Source organism: Exiguobacterium sp. E17S, assembly GCF_057772545.1.
Map to the genome: position 1 here is coordinate 98,754 of NZ_JBYLRU010000003.1, position 17,896 is coordinate 116,649.

Genomic DNA, 17,896 nt, shown 5'->3' on the forward strand with positions numbered 1-17,896 from the left:
GCATCTAAACAAGAGGAGGAAATGAAAATGGAGAAATTAAATATTGGTATCGTCTTAGGATCCACACGTGAAGGACGCCTCAGCCCACAAGTCGGAAACTGGGTCAAACAACTCGCCGATCAACGAGGGGATGCGAACTATACGATTCTTGATATCGCCGACTACAAATTACCGCTCCTAGGTGAAAAGGACGGGGATGCGTCGGGTGCTGCTGCTTGGTCGAAGGATGTCGCAGCACAAGACGGCTTTGTCTTCATCGTCCAGGAATACAACCACTCGATTGCAGCGTCACTCAAGAACGCGCTCGATTATTTACGAGTCGAATGGAACAATAAAGCGGCAGGAATCGTCTCTTATGGTTCCGTCGGTGGAGCGCGGGCAGCTGAACATTTGCGCGGTATCCTCGGTGAGTTATTGATTGCCGATGTCCGGGTGCATCCGGCGTTATCCTTGTTCACGGATTTCGAGAACGGATCGGTCTTAAAAGCGGCAGCCGTTCAAGAAACATCGGTCAACCAAATGCTCGATCAAGTCATTCCGTGGGCAACAGCATTAAAAACAATCCGCTAAATCGTGATTGATCAGAAAACCCCCTTATTTCAGCGAAATGAGGGGGTTTTCTATCGTTGTCATGTACAACACGACGTGACGCGACGCAGATCCTTTTCTTGAATGTAAAGCGTCTGTTGGCGGACTTTATAAGGAATGTCAGCCGCTTGAAGCCGTTCGAGATAGTGACCCGTTGGAGCGACCGTCCATTTCACATATGTCGTTGCGGCATTCGGTGAGGCGAGACAGATGAGTAGCAAAAGCGGAAGGATCCATTTTCGAAGTTGCAATCGTATACCTCCTCTATTATTTCAAATACTGTATTAATAATTTTATTGTTTAAGTCAAAAACTAAAAATCACGACTCACGTCAGCAAAAAATAACTGACCATCAAGCCGACCAACAGACCACTAAAGACAAGTCGATAGACGGGAGAACGATGCGTTCCTTTGTTTCGTTTAACTTGATAGACGATGAAATAAGTCATACTGGTCACCATGACGAGGATCGCCAGTGTACTGAGTAAAGTAGACATCAGCATTCCTCCTTATCGTAAGATTTTAGATAACGCTTTTCCTTTCGCCAGTTCGTCGACGAGTTTGTCGAGAATCCGGATGTTACGAATGAGCGGATCCGTTAGGTTTTCCACACGAATCCCGCAGATGACGCCAGTGACTAAAAAACGACGTTCATTCAGGGCGGGTGCGTGCTCAAAAAAGGCTGCGACGTTTTGGGTTTGTATGGCTTGTTCAAGAGTGAATTGCGTGTGTCCGGTCAACCAGAACAGCACGTCATCGAGTTCCTCTTGTGTCCGTTGCTTACGCTCGACTTTTTGACGGTATACCTGATACAGCTGCAACATTGGCATTTGAAATACTTTTTCGTAACTCATCTGAATCGCCTCCTTTCATGGTAACATATGGGAAAAAGTCTTGTGTCACGGATTTCAATTCGATTTGGAGGTGCAGGATGAAATGAGACATCGAATCATTGGAATGACTTTTTTGACGTGCCTAGTCCTATTTTTAGGCATCATGGGTGTAAAACTATCGTATCAAGCATTGATCGATCCACCGATTGATCAATCGACAGGAAACTGGGTACATATTCCGAGCAAGATCTTACCGACTAAAAAAGTCATCTATGTGAAAGAAGAACACATCATCAAACAACCGGATTCTTCAAAAATTGGGCACGAAAGATATCGGAAGGAACCTAAAAAGAAAAAACCGATTGAGCTTGGGAAAGGTTTCTTGACAGATGCGATCAATCAAATCGCACGTATGACTCCTTGGATGGTCGCTCTAGTCATCATCTACCTGTATCGTCGACAACGATTCAACCGTATGCAGTGGTCATTCCCATCAAGTCATCAACCGAAACGAACCGCTCTATCGCTTCCGCTAACGCCTGAAGTCCAGTCCTCATCTAAAGACAGTATTCTTGATTCAAAAATTCGTGAAGCGGTGCGCGCGTTTAATCGGTCACTTGCTCCAGCGCAGCAACGTCGGACACATGAGACGCTGACGGAGTGGTTTACACGCTTAGAGGTCACGGTCCCGCATGAGATCTATCAGCTCGTTCGGTATGCTGATGTTCCGGAACATACACTCGATCCTTCGCGACGAACTGTTTTCCTCGAACAGCTTGAGCAAAATCAGACACGGCTTGTGTAATCAGCCGTGTCTTTTTTGGTGTCCGCGATATTTATTGAGAGCAAGCATGTTCAACAGGAACAACACTGCACCATAGAGGAACAATCCAAGCCAGTACGGCCAGATGCTTGGCCAACCGTTGCCGTAGACGAGCACCTCCTTGATCGCGCTCGCTCCGTAGAAAATCGGGGTGATATATCCGATGTTACCGAGTCCATACGGGATTAAATCAAGCGGAATCAAGCCCGAGAAGAAAATCTGCGGAATGATCGTAAAGGGAATCAACTGGACGACTTGTAATTCAGACTGAGCAAAGATTGAAATCGTTGCGCCGAACAAGACCGCGACGACGGCAAGTCCAAGCATCGTCAGGAAGACCCAGATGATCGAACCTTTAGACGGTAAGTCGAGAACGGTCGTCGCGTACAGGACGACAAGAATCGCCTGGATCGAGGCGAAGACGCTATAACCGAGCGTATAGCCGAAGATGACGTCGGTCTGGCGAATCGGTGTCATCATCAACCGCTCGAGCGTGCCGCCACTGCGTTCCTTGACGAGTGCCATTGCTGATAAGATGAAGACGAAGAAGAACGAGAACAACGATAAAAAGACGAAGCCAAGCGCATCAAAGGTCGATTGATCAACATCTCCGTACAGATAGTTCGTCTCGAGTTGCATCGTCGGTTGCAGCGATGCCAGTCCAGCTTGAATTTCGCGTAACGCTTTGGAACTTTTCGTCGAAGGTTCACGGAGGTTCAACGCTAGCTGATTGTCTTTCATATCTAAGACGACGTCGACCGTTTCATGGTCCTTGAGATAGGCGTCCGCATCGCTGCCGTTATACGTTTTAAGCGACAGATCCTGTTTTTCGATCGCTTGTGAGACTGGAGTCGGTACATCTTGACTGATGGCGACGACTGGCGTGTAGTCATCGTTTCCAAGTAGGAAATAGATCAAGGTGAAGATTAATAACGGAGCAAGCAAAATGAGTCCGACGCTTCGTTTATCGTTCAACGTTTGACGGATGACCCGTTGTGCGAGGTGCCACATTATGTCACGTCCTTTCCAGCGAGCAGGAATAGTTCCTCGACCTGACCGTTTTCAGTCTGTGCGAGCAAACGGTCGAGCGGATCGTAGGCGATGATTCGACCGTTATAGATCAGTGCTGCCCGGTCACATTCATTGATTTCGTCCATGACATGGGTCGAGACGACAATCGTCGTACCTTGCGCACGAATCGCTTGGAATTGATTCCAAATCTGGCGGCGTAACACGGGATCAATCCCGACGGTCGGCTCATCCAGGAATAAGACGGTCGGACGATGCAAGATTGAGATGGCGAGGGACAATCGTTTCTTCATCCCGCCGGAATAATGGCGAACGAGCTTTTTTTGATCATTCGTTAAATCGACGAGTGTCAAGACCTCCTCGATGCGTTTTGCTAAATCCTGACGGGACATGTTGTATAAGGAACCGAAAAATTGCAGGTTCGCAAGCCCCGATAAATCCTCATACAAAGCATCGTTTTGTGGCATGAAACCAATCTGCGATAACATCTTGAAGCTTGGCATCGAAGTGTCACCAATCTGAATCGAACCTGCGTCTGCCTGGATCGCACCAATCATCAAACGAATCAGTGTCGTCTTACCAGAACCTGACGGACCGAGCAAGCCACAAATCTCACCGGACGGAATCAAAAGATCAATCTGTTGGAGGACGTTCTGTTGATGAAACGATTTTGATACACCGTTCAGTCGTAAATCCATCGTATTCTCCCTCCTTTTTATAAAATAATTATTGAACAACGTGTTGATTAATTTCATTATAAAAGGGAGAGAAACTGGGAGCAATGACCAGTTGACGTCCATCTGTCGCTTAAGCGACACATCCTTCTAAAATGTTGAAGAAAGAGGCGATTTCAATGAAAAAACAGGATTTACGCGTTATCCGGACTGACCGGAGGATTCGTGAGACGTTCCTTCAGCTGATCGACGAAGTTGGTTTTGATGCCGTGACGATCAAGTTGTTGACAGATCGGGCGGAAGTCAACCGCGGGACGTTCTACCATCATTACGCGGATAAATACGAACTACTCGAGCGGATGACGAATGAGATTTTTGAAAAGATTGAAGCGACGTTTGAACGCGAGATTCCCTTTGTCTTAATCAACCAAAAGGAGGACTCACCGTACCGACGAATTATTCCGTTTCTGACGTTTCTTTATGAACACCGGACGCTGATGCGGATCCTACTCAGTCCGACGAGTGACGGGATGTTTCGGAACCGGGTCCGTGATTACATGCAACAGATTCTGTTTTCAGGACTACCGGAACAAGGAGAACGGCTCGTTCCAGAAAATTATCTCATTGCCTATCTCTCAGCCGCTCATCTCGGTGTCATCGAATCCTGGTTGAGTCATCCAAACGGGACATCACCGGAAGAAATTGCTCGAATCATCTTTACGATTTCGATGGAAGGACCGTTTCGAGCAGCAGGGTTCCGGCGATGAGTCTTGAGCAGGTCTTAGAAAAAGTCGTTGCGTGTTTGCAACAAGAACGGATTCATTTTGGCATCGGTGGTTCATTATTGTTGGAGCATCATGGACTGCCTGTCACTCCGCGCGACATCGATCTCGTCGTCGCGTTAGCGGACGCCGAACGGGCAGTCCTATTGTTATCTGAGATGGGAACTGTCGTTGAACAAGACGAGACGTCACTCTATGCAACGGAAGTATTCCAAGAATTCATCATCGAAGGAATCGATCTTGATCTGATGAGCGGACTGCAGGTTCGTCATGACGAGGGCGTGTTCGTCTATCCGTTTGCTGAACAAACGATTAATGAGACTGGACTTCCATTTATGTCACTCGTCGATTGGTATGTCATCTATCAACTGATTCCGGGGCGGGAACAAAAGGTCACGATGATTGAGGACGTATTTACGAAACAGGAAGTCGACCGTAAGCGTCTCGAACAGCTGAGAAGCCTCTTTCTTCCGCAAGTCGTAAGAAATCGGATAGATCAATGGCTGAATTGACCTATAAGTCGCGTAATAAGACGACTTCGTTCGTTGCTGATAAGTAAGCGTGGTTCGAGTCAAGCAAACCACAAAGAACGTAGTGACCTTTTGAGACATCGAACACATAACGCGGAGTGAGCAAAAGGTACGGACGTAATGCATTGAAAATGACATCTTGCTGATCATCCTCGAGCTCCGGTGGAGTAACGGATGCGAGCGCGGTATGGAGTTCCTGATCGTCGGTCAAGCTAATCCAGTCAAGTGTCTTTTCGTCAAGGAGAATCGTGACGCGTCGCTGCTGATCAACATAGGACGTCGGATACGCGCGTGACAACGTGACAGCAAGGTAGGGATGTTGCCGGTAGATGTACCGAATCGCCCATTGTCCGGATTCACTGGGGTAGACGTTTTGGACGATTTCTTGAACCGCAATTCGACAGGCATTCACTGTCTCTTGCTGAATTGGATGAAAATCAGGATGTTCAGTCTGCATGATCACATCCTCTGCTGTCACGCTTGCTGCTGATTGGAAAGGATGGCGCTTGAGAATTGAAGTTGACGGATTTGCCCACGTTAAGATGTCATTTCGATCAAGTGATGACGTGAAATCCAGTTTACTAGGCACAAGGATAGATCCTTCTTGCGTCACGATCGTCTCGACGACAGTATGCGCGTATTGATGTCCTGGTTTTGTATAGGAGAACCACTTTATTTGTTGTTTAGCTAGCGAGTCGATGTCCTCGAGCGTTAAAGCGAAAGGTTCCTGATTCACATGATGATCACTCGGGTGAGGACCGTATAGGAACAACTCATCGAGTTGACCGTTTTCCGTTAACGTCAAGTGAATGAAACAACCGGGTGAAAGCCGAATCCCTTCGTGACAACTCACATAACTGAAAAAAGTGTCGTTTTCTTCTTCGAGCATGAAATGCGTACCATGGATCATATCAGTCTCTGATTCGATCCAAGCGATCCGAGTGGTTGGCTCACGTAAATCGTCAGGAACGGAATGAATCGGGGTCGAACCGTGTAAGGATAACGTCGTCGTTCGTTTCGTGACAGGGTCAATTGTAATCTGCACGGTTCCTTCAGGAAGCATCGTGTTATCCTCTTCCTCGATAACCGATGCACCTCGCGGAATCCAAAACGTCTCAAAAGAGTAAACGGTTTGGTCGTTCCGTTTGTGTCGAGCGTAGGACGATTCATAGAGTACATAATCGGTTAGCCGATATTTCTCGAGCATGTATTCAGTTAGTTGTTTTGTTAGGGCATGCAAGCTGTTCACTCCTTTTTTGTATGTCCTCCGTGTCGTCAATCAAGGTTGGAATGACGAAGTCAGGTAAGGTTTGGAATAAGCAATCGGATGTCTCGAAAAACGGTTGATTTGAAACAACATTTACGACATCTGCATCGTAGCTGAACGCAAAGACAGACATGTTTTCCTGCATGGAGACGATGACTGTTTTTTCTGGTCGTTCGGAGTAGTAGTACGTTCGGTATTCAATCCGGAAGACATTTGATTTGGTCGACCAGATGACAAGATCATTCCAACTCGCGTGGGAATGTAAGTAAGAATACAGGTGTTGAAAATCGGTAACATGCTGCAGCTCAACGACGATGAAACCTTTGTCCGCAAGTGGTGTTAAAACATTATATGTAATCGAGCAAGACTGGCATAACGCTTCAAACTCCTCTTCGTCATAGCGATTCACCTCCACGCAGACGAATAGGGGGAAAGCTTGTAATCTATGAAACCACTGTTCAAGAAATGAACTTTCGAATGAAGACGATTCATCGTCTGGATTCGTAAAGATGCTAAGAGCTGACGTGTAGTCTTGTTCGATGACGAATCGCAGATTGTCAGGATTTGAAAAGTCATTTGGAATCAACTGAAGATCATCATCGTAATAATAAGGCATGTACTCAAATATTAATTGCAACATATTCATCTCTGTTTCGTACGTTCAGTGTAACGTGAATCTCTTCATAATGAAGAATAATTGAAAATTATTACATAATTGTAAGGGTTCAAAATATAGTGAATGCATTATTATAGTAGAATAAATATAAGAGAACCATTGAAATATAGGAGGAAACAAAAGTGTCAGATTTTAATCTAGCTGTGAACGTGTTATTCGGAAGTGTCCATCTCATCCTCATGGCGATGGCTGTTCCATCGATCATCTACGCGCTTTATCTGTTACGAAAAATTGCTAATAAATGATTGCAGGGATTTATTGGTAATGAAAAGAAGATAGTTAAAGTACCTACGCATCATTCAAAGGAGGCGATGACATGTCATTTTGGACATGGTTTGCAATCTTATTTGTGTTAGCGGTTAGTGTCTACGCATCTTCTCAACCAAAACGTTCAAAGCATTAACAAAGGCGCGACTTCCGTTGTGGAAGCGCGCCTTTTTGTTTGTTCAGTTTTGCGCATCGAGCCAAGCAATCGCGGCCGTTAAGTCGTCGGCAATATAGTCGACGTTTGCTTGTTCCACGCGATCAGCGTAATCACGAATGGAGCTCTCTCCGGCACCGGTTCGAACTAAGATTTTGATACACCCGGCGTGCGCAGCTGCCATCATATCACTCCATCGGTCCCCAATGACGACACATTGATCGAGTCGGAGATCGTGTTTTACTTGAGCTTGCCATAATAATTCAGGTGACGGTTTGCGACAAGTGCAACAATCTTCCGCTGCATGCGGACAAATCAGCGTATCATCAAAGCCGAAGTTCTGTAATTCTGTTCGAAAATCCTCTTCACGCGCCAATCCTTTTGAAATACCAGGTTGATTCGTAAACGCAATCAGTAAAATCCTTTGATTGCGTAAGCGTTCGATTAGCGAAGGAACGTAAGAAAATAACGCAAACGTTCCAGGGTAGTGGACGGTGGCATCTCCACCAATCGTTCCGTCTCGATCAAGAAATATTGCCTGAATAGAATTCATGTGTACAACTCCTTTGATTACGAAGCATCTTTCAGTTCTTGGTACGGTTGAACACGTGCTGCCAGTTGTGCTGGGATGAACGCCGCAATGACACCGAACAAAATCGGTAAGGCAAGCGATACACCAATCAACAACGGTTCATTCCACGGTACTAGATCGTACAAGACATAAATCGTCGTATAGGCGACAATCAGTCCAATGATTCCGGAAATCAGACCAACAAGGAAGCCTTCGAGGACGATCAATTGACGGATCGCGCCGTTCGTCCAGCCGAGTGCTTTTAAGACCGCGAGTGAGGCGCGGCGATCGGTGACGTTTTGCCACATGATCTCTCCCGTCGTCAAAATGGCAATCGTGATCGCAACACCCATCGTCACGTAATGCATCGGACCGACTTGTAAGGCAACGAATTGACCGAGCCATGATGTATAGAGGACACCGTGTAAATGGAACGTCACGAATAAGAAGAATGTCAGCAGTGCTGTTGGTAGAGCGATTGAGAGAACGGACAAACTATTACGCTTCCATTTCCCAATCAGTTCCTTTAGTGCAAGTGTCATCGTCGAACGAAGCTTCAGTCCGACGCGAGCAGCTTTCGCGTATTCACCGGTCTTGATTGCTTCGTACGGTGAGATGCGACGGATCGTCCACGCTGACCACGTCGCACCAGCCAGGTAAATGACGAGACTGAACAGCGCAATCCAAAGAAGACTCCAGCCGTTCATCGCTTCATTACGGACATACGAGAAGATTCCTTCGACAATTAAGGCAACCGTCGAGACGAATCCAGCGAGGATCGCCGCCTCAATCAAGACGATTTTATAGAGATCCTTCGTCCGCCAGCCGAGTGCGAGTAAAACAGCGAATTCTTTTCGGCGCGCGAGCATCGCAACATAACTCGTCGCGAGGACATAGACGATGGCGACGGCGAGCATCGCAAAGATGACGCCTGAGAACCCAACACTCGTCTCGCGGAAGATTGTCATCGCAGCACCGATGTGGATCCACGGTTGTTCGATCCAGCCAAGCGTCTTACCGTCATCGACAACCTTCGTGACGACGGGTTGAGGAGAGGAACCCTTAGTAATTGTGACCATTAATCCAGTTTTCTGTTCGATTTGCTTTTTCACGTCTTGGAGTAGTTGCTCCGATGCTTCACTGACGGTCGAAGCGCCTTTGATTTTAAGGCGAATCGAAGAAATGGCTTGTTCACCATTGACTGCTCGCGCGCTGTCAATCGTCGTCAGGATGTTTGGAGAACTCGTCAACAGTCCGACGGGATTACCAGACGTATCAATCGATTTCGCTGGGTTGACAGGTTCCCCCTTCGCATCTAAAACAAGATCGGCAGACGAAGGACGATAAGTTTCCATTGGTAACTCGTTCAGCGGGTCTTTTGAGACCTTGATGTTTTTCGGATCGTACAGACCAACGACTTTAAATTGTAAAAATGGAAAGCGGACATTAGATGAGCCTGGTTCTGGTTTTTTAACCTTTTGTCCCATCGATGTGAGGGAGCGAAATCCTTTATCTGAAATAAGTTCCTTCTCAATACCGATTCCTGAAATTCGTGTCGACGTCGCGGATACTTCGAAAGCGTTGCTCCATCGGCTTGTAAATGGACTAAGCGTTGATTGGAATTGAAGAGGGCCAGATTGATAAACCAATTGTCCTCCTTCTGCATATTCAGAATCCGTTTGTAAGCTGTTCGTTTTTTCAACCATCGTTCGCAGATAGGTTTCTTCTACTTTAGCGGTTGGGATGGAAAGGTGTTGAATACTCTTAGCGGGATAAGAGGCAAGAGGAGAATTGATAATAGACCGTTTTGGTTGTGTTTTGATGACCTTATCAATTAGTTTTTGCTGGTCTTGTTCGGTTTGATAAGGAGCATCGAGACGTTCGATATCATAGTCGTAACTTCCCTTATTAAAAGAATTCGGATTCACTAAGATCGGGATGATATTTTGATTATTAGTCGCGTCTGACTCATGGTGATCGGTCGAATTGAAGTATCGGGATTTGTTCGTCGTACGTACACTCTTGTCCAGACCGACCAACCGTGCTTCTTCTTTTGGGTCAATACCTACGATCAGGACTGGATTTCTAGCGACAGCCGTTGAAAAACCATCAATTTGTTCAGAAATGAATGAAGCGTTCTCAGGAACTTGAACTTTTGTTCCTTGAGCAAGATGAAGCACAGTTTTTGATTGTCGCTCTTTCTTGAAGCCGTTTTGAATATAAGTGGTTTCTGTAAAACGATAGATTCCTGGTGTGGAAGGAATTTTAATCGCTTTTTCAAAGGAAACATTAGACATGACATACCCCATGACGGCGACCGGGGCTGCAATATCAACCTCATTCATTTGTTTGATTTGTTGATATTGTTTAAACGAAATCCCACCGTTAATCCCATTAAGATAATTCGGTTCGAGTAACTTACTCGACTCCGTCGTCATCTGACTGCCTTTCGGTCGAACGACGATATCATACGCGGACGACCATTTCTTTTGTAACGTCTGCTCGACCGTACCCTGACTTGAATCGGTCAAGTTGAACATCAGACTGAGTCCAGCGCTGATGATGAGCGCACCGACGAGCGTCAAAATGAATTTTCCACGTTGCCTGCGCCACTGGTTTAAGACAAAACGAAACATAATCCTTCCTCCCGTGAAGAGAGAGGGACAACATCTGTTGCCCCTCGCTACAAAATAAATATTAAGCTGCATCTTTGAGTTCTTGATACGGTTGGACACGTGCTGCCAGTTGTGCTGGAATGATCGCGGCGATGATACCGAATAAAATTGGTAAGGCGAGCGATACGCCAATCAACAACGGCTCATTCCACGGAACAAGATCGTACAGTGTATAAATTGTGGTGTAAGCGATTAACAGTCCGACGATACCGGAAAAGAGTCCGATTAAGAAACCTTCAAGGACGATCAACTGTCGGATCGCGCCGTTCGTCCAGCCGAGCGCTTTTAAGACGGCAAGTGAAGCGCGACGATCGGTGACGTTTTGCCACATGATCTCTCCCGTCGTTAAAATGGCGATCGTGATTGCAACACCCATTGTCACGTAATGCATCGGACCGACTTGCAGGGCGACGAATTGTCCGAGCCACGACGTGTAAAGAACACCTTGTAAATGGAATGTCACGAACAGGAAGAAGGTCAAGAGAGCTGTCGGTAAAGCAATCGAGAGGACGGACAGGCTATTGCGCTTCCATTTCCCGATCAGTTCCTTTAGTGCAAGTGTCATCGTCGAACGAAGCTTCAGTCCGATGCGAGCAGCTTTCGCGTATTCGCCGGTCTTGATCGCTTCGTACGGTGAGATGCGGCGAATCGTCCATGCTGACCAAGCGGCGCCAGCGAGGTAAATGACGAGACTGAATAGCGCGATCCAGAGAAGGCTCAACCCGTTCATCGCTTCATTACGGACATACGAGAAGATTCCTTCGACGATCAAGGCGACCGTTGAGACGAATCCGGCGAGAATCGCTGCCTCGATCAAGACAATTTTATAGAGATCCTTCGTCCGCCAGCCGAGTGCGAGTAAAACAGCGAATTCTTTCCGACGCGCGAGCATCGAAACATAACTCGTCGCGAGGACATAGACGATCGCGACGGCGAGCATTGCGAAGATGACACCGGAGAACCCGACGCTCGTCTCGCGGAAAATCGTCATCGCAGCACCGATATGAACCCATGGTTGTTCGATCCAACCGAGTGTTTTGCCTTGTTCGACGACTTTCGTGACGACCGGTTGTGGGGAAGAACCCTTAGTGATCGTAGCGACAAGACCAGGATCTCTCTCGATGGTTGCTTTGATTTGTTGTAAGAGCTGATCTGACTTTTCGCTGAGTGTTTCGCCACCTTTAATTTTTAGACGAATCGATGAAATCGATTTGTTGCCTCGATATTGCTGTGCACTGTCTAAAGTCGTCAACATATTCGGTGAGTTAGTCAGTAATCCGACTGGGTCACCTGAAGTATTGATAGATTTAGCTGGATTGATTGGTTTTCTGTTTGCATCTAAGACCAGATCAGCTGAAGATGGGCGATATGTCTCCATCGGTAACTCATTAAGTGGATCTTTTGATACACGAATTTTGTTAGGATCATAAAGTCCGATGACATTCATTGAAAAGCCGGGAGAATAATAAATATCATTCCCGCTACCCATAGTGTCTTTTACTTTTTTTTCTAACGAATGCGTGGAACGATATCCGGTTTTAGGTAAAGAGTTGATATCCTTTAAAAATGGATTCGTGACTTGAATTTTCTGACTTTCAACTTGATATGCATTTGACCAACGCGTGGTATAGGGACTTTTTTCAGGGCGATAAGTTAGCGGTCCAGTTGTGATTTCGAGTTGTAAGTAATCAGCAATCGTTGCATTATCCAATCGTGATGAATGGATATTTTTTGTTGGAGTATTCGTTAAAGTGCTAAAAAATTTTTGCTCAACATCTTTTGAAGAGATCGTAAATTTTTTGATTGTTTTACTTGGAATCTCATTCAACATCTCAAAGGCAGGTGTAAAATCCTTTGGAATCTTTGAATAAAATGTATTTTGTTGTTTTTGTGTACCGAATGGAACATCTAGTCGTTCGATTGAATACTGAAAAGTCCCTTGATTGAATGAATTTGGATTTAAAAGAATGGGAATGGTATTTGGATCTGCTTTTTCGGTTGCTTTATCATTTTTAGTAAAATAGCGACTATTTCCTTTTGAAGGAATGATGCTACGGTCAAGACCTACTAACTTGGCTTCAGCTTCAGGATCAATTGCTACCAGCAAGCTGAATGTTCGAGGATAGATGATTCGCGACGTGGACTTAGTTGTAAAGACTCCTGGTATATCAGGAACACGTGAGTTTTGATTGGCATTGACACTATAAACGGCTTCGTCGCTTAGGATTTTTTCCCCGAAACCGTTAGGTGATGTCAGCGTTTCTCTCAAACGGTAAAAGCCAGGTTTATCGGGAACGTCCCATTGCTCATCAACGCGTAAGCCAAGTTTGACATAACCCATCACGGCGACGGGTGCCGCAATTTCAATGTCGTTCATTTTTTTGATGGTTTCGTATTGTTTGAAGGAAATTCCTCCGTCGATCCCATTTAAATAGTTCGGTTCGAGTAAATTATTCGACTCACTCGCAAGCTGACTTCCTTTCGGTCGCACGACGATATCATAGGCGGACGACCATTTCTTTTGTAACGTTTGTTCAACAGTCCCTTGACTCGAGTCGGTAAGATTGAACATCAAACTGAGTCCGGCACTGATGATGAGCGCCCCGACGAGCGTCAGGATGAATTTCCCACGCTGCCGGCGCCATTGATTGATGACGAAACGAAGCATATGTAGTCTCCTTTGCTTGTTATTGGGAGATTTGCGTCTTTAAATAATGTGCAAGATCTTGTTCGAAATGGTGAATCGCTTGTGCATCGAGTGCTTCTATTTCTGCTTGCGCTGAGTAGCGAGTGACGAAATAAGGTGAGAGTGGCGTCACCAGATGAATGCGCTCTGTCCAGTCTGTCAACGATTCGTGACTTCGCCGCTTGAGGGCACGTGGTAAGCGTTGATTAAAATCAAATAGCATCAGGCGTAATGATTCTTCAGGCGGAGTAAGCATCGATTGAAGGTTTGTTTGTTGGACATAACTTTCAGGAGATGGTTGGACCCAATGTTTTGCTTCACTGTCAACTTCTCGTGACTGTGATGAACGTCGCCGCCGACGAAGAATCCGGTATGCTACGAAAGTAACGAGTACAAGTACAGCGGTGAAGAATAGAAGTTTATTTGAAGAAGACGAACTTTCTACAACATTCGAAATAGAAAATGGAGGAAGATCGTTTACTTTTCGATCGCGTGGTGTGCCACCAGTATTTTTAATTTGTTCATCGGACTCACCAAAATCGATGCCGTCTTCTCTCTCATCGATTTTTTCATCGAAATTACAACTGTTTTTTGTGAAGAATAAATTGGATAAGTCATTATGATTACATCCCCGCACGATCGTCGTCTCCTGTTCCGAGAAGTCCGCATTCCGAAACGCTTCATACGCAGACTGCGTCGATACCGACAGCAACAGAAAAACGACAAGTGAGCCGATAAAGCTCGTGATTAATTTGGCACGAAACGTGTGCAACGCGAGACACCTCCCTTTAAACAGTACTTAAACACTTTGCACCGTACGCTTCCGGCGGTCTTCGACGATTCGTCCGTCCTGCATGAAGAGAATCCGGTCAGCACGTTCGGCGAGTTCTAGGTCGTGTGTGACAAATAAAACGCCACATTTAGCTTCACGATGCAGCTCTAGTAACAACTCGAAGATTGCGTCACCGGTCACGGAATCGAGATTACCGGTCGGCTCGTCCGCGAGAATCCATTGCGGATGGTGAAGCAGGGCACGGGCGATCGCGACCCGTTGTTGTTGTCCACCGGATAATTGAGCAGGTAAAGCATTCCGTTTATCGTCGAGTCCAACCCGTTCGAGCAGCTTGAGAATCCGCTCATCTTGATTGAAGGATGTCTTTTGCTTTAACAAGGCGACCTTTAAGTTCTCGGACACCGTCAGTGCCGGTAATAAGTGAAACTGCTGGAAGATGAAGCCGATCTCGTGCGAGCGGAATTGCGATAACCGTTTGTTCTTCCAAGACGTGATGTCCTGCCCGTCATAGAGGATCTGCCCGGACGTCGGGCGATCGAGTGAACCAAGGAGACTCAGGAACGTTGATTTTCCAGACCCGGATGGACCGACGAGTGCCGTCACCTCACTTTGCGAAAACTGACCGTTTAGTTGATGCAAGACGTCGGTCCGGACACCGCTTCGTTCGAATGTATGCGAAATATCTTGAAAGGTAATATCCATATGACCACTCCTTTTACATAATTTGGTTATGTTCAGTGTATTATTTTTAGAAAATTTTGTCTATTGCGTTTTTATTTTTGACCCAACCACTTTTTTTACATTTGTTCATAGTTGGTTCATAACTTCTCCTTATGATCGGATTAACACCAATCAAGGGAGGCATTTAACATGAAACGAACACGCAAGAAATGGTTATGGATCAGTGGAGGGGTCATCCTGGTACTCCTGTTAATCGGTTCAACGCTCTTTTTAGGACGAGGAGAAGCACAAGGAACGAAGGAGGTCGTCGAGTCGAAGACATTAAAAACATTCTTCTACTTCTCAGGCACGCTTGAAGCGAAAGATCGACAGACGGTCATCAGTGATCGTGATGTCCGTATCACCGACGTTCGATTTGAAGAAGGGGATACCGTTAAGTCGGGTCAAACGATCGTCAGCGTCGAAGGAGGAGAAGATTTCAAGGCACCTCGCTCCGGACAACTCGTTCGTCTTGACGTCACGGAAGGCGAAGTTTATGCCCCGAATACTGTCCTCTTCGTTGTTGCAGACAACAAAGAGTTGATCGCTCGTCTGAAAATTGATGAACAAGATATCGAACGGATTGAAGTTGAAGATACGATTGAATTACAGACGGATGCATCTGATAAAACCATCAACGGGAAGGTCGAATCGATTAGTCCGGAAGCTGTGACGGAAAATGGAAGTACGTATTTCAATGCAAAGGTATCGGTACCGAGCTCGTCAAACTGGTTACCCGGCATGACGGTCGAGGGACGTTTACCATATCAACTCGCACAAGATGTACCTGTCTTATCGCTCGATGTCATTTCGTATTCGAAGTCGGATCGTCCGTATGTATATGTGAAAAAAGATGGGGAAACGACTCGTCAATACATCGAGACGGGGGTGACGGACGGACAGGATATTGAAATCAAGGACGGATTGTCCGCCGGAGACGAAGTCTTCCTGCCGAGTGAAGACGGTGGTTCCGGTCTTCTTCCGACTCCACCAGGAGGTGCGTCCTGATGCCGGTCGTTGACTTGCAAGAAATCCAAAAAACTTACGGCGAAGGAACCAATCGTCACATCGTTCTCGATCGAGTATCGCTGACGATCGAGGCTGGTGAATATGTGACGATCCTCGGACCTTCGGGTTCAGGAAAATCAACGCTGATGAACATCATCGGATGCCTCGATGTCGCTTCAAGCGGCGTCTATCGTTTGCAGGAGCAGCTCGTCCACGATCTATCCGAGGATCAGCTAGCGACGATTCGCAACGAAGAAATTGGCTTCATCTTTCAACAGTTCCAGTTGCTACCGCGCATGAGCGTCTTACAAAACGTCGAATTACCGCTCATCTATGCCGGGGTCTCGCGCAAAGAGCGCCGCGCACGATCGCTTGAGCTCCTGGAACGTGTCGGATTGACAGATAAAGCCGATGCCTTACCAAGTCAACTGTCCGGTGGTCAACAACAACGGGTTGCAATTGCGCGGGCGCTCGTGACGCGACCGACGATCTTACTCGCCGATGAGCCGACCGGAGCGCTCGATCAAAAGACAGGGAAACAAATCATGGAGTTGTTCGAGAGCCTCTCAGAGGAAGGGAAGACGATCATCATGATCACACACGATGTCAATATTGCTAAGCAAGCCCGTCGGATCATCCGAATCGAAGATGGTCAGGTGACGGAGGTGACGACATGATTCGCGAAACGTTACGGATGGCATGGTCGAATATCTGGCATCATAAGATGCGGTCGTTCTTGACGACGCTTGGTGTCATCATCGGTGTCGCATCGATCATCGCCTTGATTTCAATCGTCAACGGCGCAACGGCCTCAATTAATGAAGAGGTCGCCTCGTTCGGTGCCAATAAATTAACGGTCCAAACGACAGAGACGCCGTTGAAAGAAGGATTATCACCTGCACAACTGGAAGAGTTAAACACGATTAAAGGAACACGCGGTGTCTCACCGACCGTCTCGACGGTAAGGGACATCCGTGTCGAAAATCACTCACTCGAACAGGTGACGATCGAAGGGCGAAATCACATCTATTACCGGGAATCTGAAGATGTCCCGCAAGGTCGCGGCATCGTCATCAGTGATGTGAAACAACGGACGCATGTCGCCGTCGTCAGTCCATCCGTCGCCCGAACACTCTATCCGGGTCAGGTCGCGATTGGTAAGACGATCAAGCTCGATGGACTCAATTACCGGATCGTCGGTGTCAGTGACGCGGATGGCGATCAAATCGTCATTCCTTATACGACGGCCTTGCGGACGCTTGGGGTGACAGCCGTTAAGCAAGTGGATATCTTCAAGACGGACGCAGCTGACGTCGCGACTGTCAAACGGGATGTCACGGCAAAGCTGTACCAGTTCTATAACGGACGCGACGATACGTATGACGTCGTCAGCTTGGATGAAGCCCTCGATTCGATTGACCAAATCAATACGATGCTCTCGCTCTTATTGACGGGTATTGCGTCGATTTCCTTGATCGTCGGTGGGATCGGCATCATGAACATGATGCTCGTCTCGGTCACTGAACGAACAACGGAGATTGGCTTACGAAAAGCACTCGGTGCGAAACCACGTACGATCCGCCTTCAGTTCCTCTTGGAATCAATTCTGCTGTCCTTGATGGGTGGAGTGATTGGGATTCTTGTCGGAGCGATGCTCGCATTTGGCGTCAGTCTGATGATCAGTACACCGTTCACACTCTCCGTGAGCACGATTCTGCTTGCCGCTGGATTCTCGATCGGTGTCGGTGTCTTGTTCGGTTATATGCCAGCGCGAAAGGCATCTCGTTTGAATCCGATCGAAGCCTTACGAAATGTTTAAG

At 46.7% G+C, this 17,896-nt stretch carries 20 protein-coding genes; 8 read left to right on the forward strand and 12 right to left on the reverse strand.

Going from position 1 to position 17,896, the window contains the following annotated elements; all coding sequences use genetic code 11:
• Nucleotides 1–27 precede the first annotated feature (27 nt).
• Complete coding sequence (locus AC3B4V_RS11445; protein WP_488378482.1) at nucleotides 28–570, forward strand: NADPH-dependent FMN reductase; 543 nt, start codon at nucleotides 28–30, stop codon at nucleotides 568–570.
• A gap of 59 nt (nucleotides 571–629) precedes the next feature.
• Here AC3B4V_RS11445 and AC3B4V_RS11450 read toward each other — a convergent pair whose 3' ends face one another.
• From AC3B4V_RS11450 to AC3B4V_RS11460, 3 genes are all read right to left on the reverse strand, one after another.
• The gene (locus AC3B4V_RS11450; protein WP_481265753.1) at nucleotides 630–839 is read right to left on the reverse strand and encodes a hypothetical protein; all 210 of its coding nucleotides are present in this window, start codon (nucleotides 837–839) and stop codon (nucleotides 630–632) included.
• A gap of 75 nt (nucleotides 840–914) precedes the next feature.
• Complete coding sequence (locus tag AC3B4V_RS11455) at nucleotides 915–1,085, reverse strand: hypothetical protein (protein WP_488378483.1); 171 nt, start codon at nucleotides 1,083–1,085, stop codon at nucleotides 915–917.
• Nucleotides 1,086–1,097: 12 nt separating this feature from the next.
• Nucleotides 1,098–1,442: a DUF2200 family protein gene (locus AC3B4V_RS11460; protein ID WP_488378484.1), complete on the reverse strand. Its 345-nt coding sequence runs from the start codon at nucleotides 1,440–1,442 to the stop codon at nucleotides 1,098–1,100.
• A gap of 82 nt (nucleotides 1,443–1,524) precedes the next feature.
• Between AC3B4V_RS11460 and AC3B4V_RS11465 the strand changes: the two genes are divergently transcribed.
• Complete coding sequence (locus AC3B4V_RS11465; protein WP_488378485.1) at nucleotides 1,525–2,226, forward strand: hypothetical protein; 702 nt, start codon at nucleotides 1,525–1,527, stop codon at nucleotides 2,224–2,226.
• On the opposite strand, the gene AC3B4V_RS11470 is transcribed toward AC3B4V_RS11465, so the two are convergent.
• Complete coding sequence (locus AC3B4V_RS11470) at nucleotides 2,227–3,255, reverse strand: ABC transporter permease (RefSeq protein ID WP_488378486.1); 1,029 nt, start codon at nucleotides 3,253–3,255, stop codon at nucleotides 2,227–2,229.
• A complete protein-coding gene (locus AC3B4V_RS11475) occupies nucleotides 3,255–3,971 on the reverse strand; it encodes an ABC transporter ATP-binding protein (RefSeq protein ID WP_223040365.1) in 717 nt (238 codons plus the stop codon). Before AC3B4V_RS11475 ends, AC3B4V_RS11470 begins: the two co-directional genes overlap by 1 nt.
• Before the next feature lie 155 nt (nucleotides 3,972–4,126).
• Between AC3B4V_RS11475 and AC3B4V_RS11480 the strand changes: the two genes are divergently transcribed.
• Together AC3B4V_RS11480 and AC3B4V_RS11485 are read left to right on the forward strand one after the other, a co-directional pair.
• Entirely contained in the window at nucleotides 4,127–4,714 is a 588-nt protein-coding gene (locus tag AC3B4V_RS11480; protein WP_488378487.1) for a TetR/AcrR family transcriptional regulator, read from the forward strand.
• The gene (locus tag AC3B4V_RS11485; protein WP_488378488.1) at nucleotides 4,711–5,241 is read left to right on the forward strand and encodes a nucleotidyltransferase domain-containing protein; all 531 of its coding nucleotides are present in this window, start codon (nucleotides 4,711–4,713) and stop codon (nucleotides 5,239–5,241) included. Before AC3B4V_RS11480 ends, AC3B4V_RS11485 begins: the two co-directional genes overlap by 4 nt.
• Before the next feature lies 1 nt (nucleotide 5,242).
• Here AC3B4V_RS11485 and AC3B4V_RS11490 read toward each other — a convergent pair whose 3' ends face one another.
• Nucleotides 5,243–6,499 carry a hypothetical protein gene (locus AC3B4V_RS11490; RefSeq protein WP_488378489.1) on the reverse strand — a complete coding sequence of 419 codons (1,257 nt, stop codon included), beginning with the start codon at nucleotides 6,497–6,499 and terminating at the stop codon, nucleotides 5,243–5,245.
• Entirely contained in the window at nucleotides 6,471–7,172 is a 702-nt protein-coding gene (locus AC3B4V_RS11495; protein WP_488378490.1) for a hypothetical protein, read from the reverse strand. Before AC3B4V_RS11495 ends, AC3B4V_RS11490 begins: the two co-directional genes overlap by 29 nt.
• Before the next feature lie 152 nt (nucleotides 7,173–7,324).
• Between AC3B4V_RS11495 and AC3B4V_RS11500 the strand changes: the two genes are divergently transcribed.
• Nucleotides 7,325–7,447, forward strand: a complete 123-nt coding sequence (locus AC3B4V_RS11500) for a hypothetical protein (RefSeq protein WP_256443265.1) — start codon at nucleotides 7,325–7,327, stop codon at nucleotides 7,445–7,447.
• 201 nt (nucleotides 7,448–7,648) lie between these two features.
• On the opposite strand, the gene AC3B4V_RS11505 is transcribed toward AC3B4V_RS11500, so the two are convergent.
• From AC3B4V_RS11505 to AC3B4V_RS11525, 5 genes are all read right to left on the reverse strand, one after another.
• Nucleotides 7,649–8,176, reverse strand: a complete 528-nt coding sequence (locus AC3B4V_RS11505; RefSeq protein WP_488378491.1) for an HAD-IIIA family hydrolase — start codon at nucleotides 8,174–8,176, stop codon at nucleotides 7,649–7,651.
• 17 nt (nucleotides 8,177–8,193) lie between these two features.
• Entirely contained in the window at nucleotides 8,194–10,830 is a 2,637-nt protein-coding gene (locus AC3B4V_RS11510) for an ABC transporter permease (protein ID WP_488378492.1), read from the reverse strand.
• A 61-nt stretch (nucleotides 10,831–10,891) separates the two neighbouring features.
• On the reverse strand, nucleotides 10,892–13,537 hold the full coding sequence (locus AC3B4V_RS11515) for an ABC transporter permease (RefSeq protein ID WP_488378493.1): 2,646 nt from the start codon (nucleotides 13,535–13,537) through the stop codon (nucleotides 10,892–10,894).
• A 19-nt stretch (nucleotides 13,538–13,556) separates the two neighbouring features.
• The gene (locus tag AC3B4V_RS11520; RefSeq protein WP_488378494.1) at nucleotides 13,557–14,327 is read right to left on the reverse strand and encodes a hypothetical protein; all 771 of its coding nucleotides are present in this window, start codon (nucleotides 14,325–14,327) and stop codon (nucleotides 13,557–13,559) included.
• Nucleotides 14,328–14,354: 27 nt separating this feature from the next.
• On the reverse strand, nucleotides 14,355–15,050 hold the full coding sequence (locus tag AC3B4V_RS11525) for an ABC transporter ATP-binding protein (RefSeq protein WP_488378495.1): 696 nt from the start codon (nucleotides 15,048–15,050) through the stop codon (nucleotides 14,355–14,357).
• A 168-nt stretch (nucleotides 15,051–15,218) separates the two neighbouring features.
• On the opposite strand from AC3B4V_RS11525, the gene AC3B4V_RS11530 reads away from it, so the two are divergent.
• Genes AC3B4V_RS11530 through AC3B4V_RS11540 form a run of 3 tightly spaced genes read left to right on the forward strand, consistent with a single transcriptional unit; the run spans nucleotide 15,219 to nucleotide 17,895 of the window.
• On the forward strand, nucleotides 15,219–16,076 hold the full coding sequence (locus AC3B4V_RS11530; RefSeq protein WP_488378496.1) for an efflux RND transporter periplasmic adaptor subunit: 858 nt from the start codon (nucleotides 15,219–15,221) through the stop codon (nucleotides 16,074–16,076).
• Entirely contained in the window at nucleotides 16,076–16,753 is a 678-nt protein-coding gene (locus AC3B4V_RS11535) for an ABC transporter ATP-binding protein (RefSeq protein WP_058713134.1), read from the forward strand. The genes AC3B4V_RS11530 and AC3B4V_RS11535 overlap by 1 nt, the downstream gene beginning before the upstream one ends.
• Complete coding sequence (locus AC3B4V_RS11540; protein ID WP_488378497.1) at nucleotides 16,750–17,895, forward strand: ABC transporter permease; 1,146 nt, start codon at nucleotides 16,750–16,752, stop codon at nucleotides 17,893–17,895. Before AC3B4V_RS11535 ends, AC3B4V_RS11540 begins: the two co-directional genes overlap by 4 nt.
• Nucleotide 17,896: the final 1 nt, after the last annotated feature.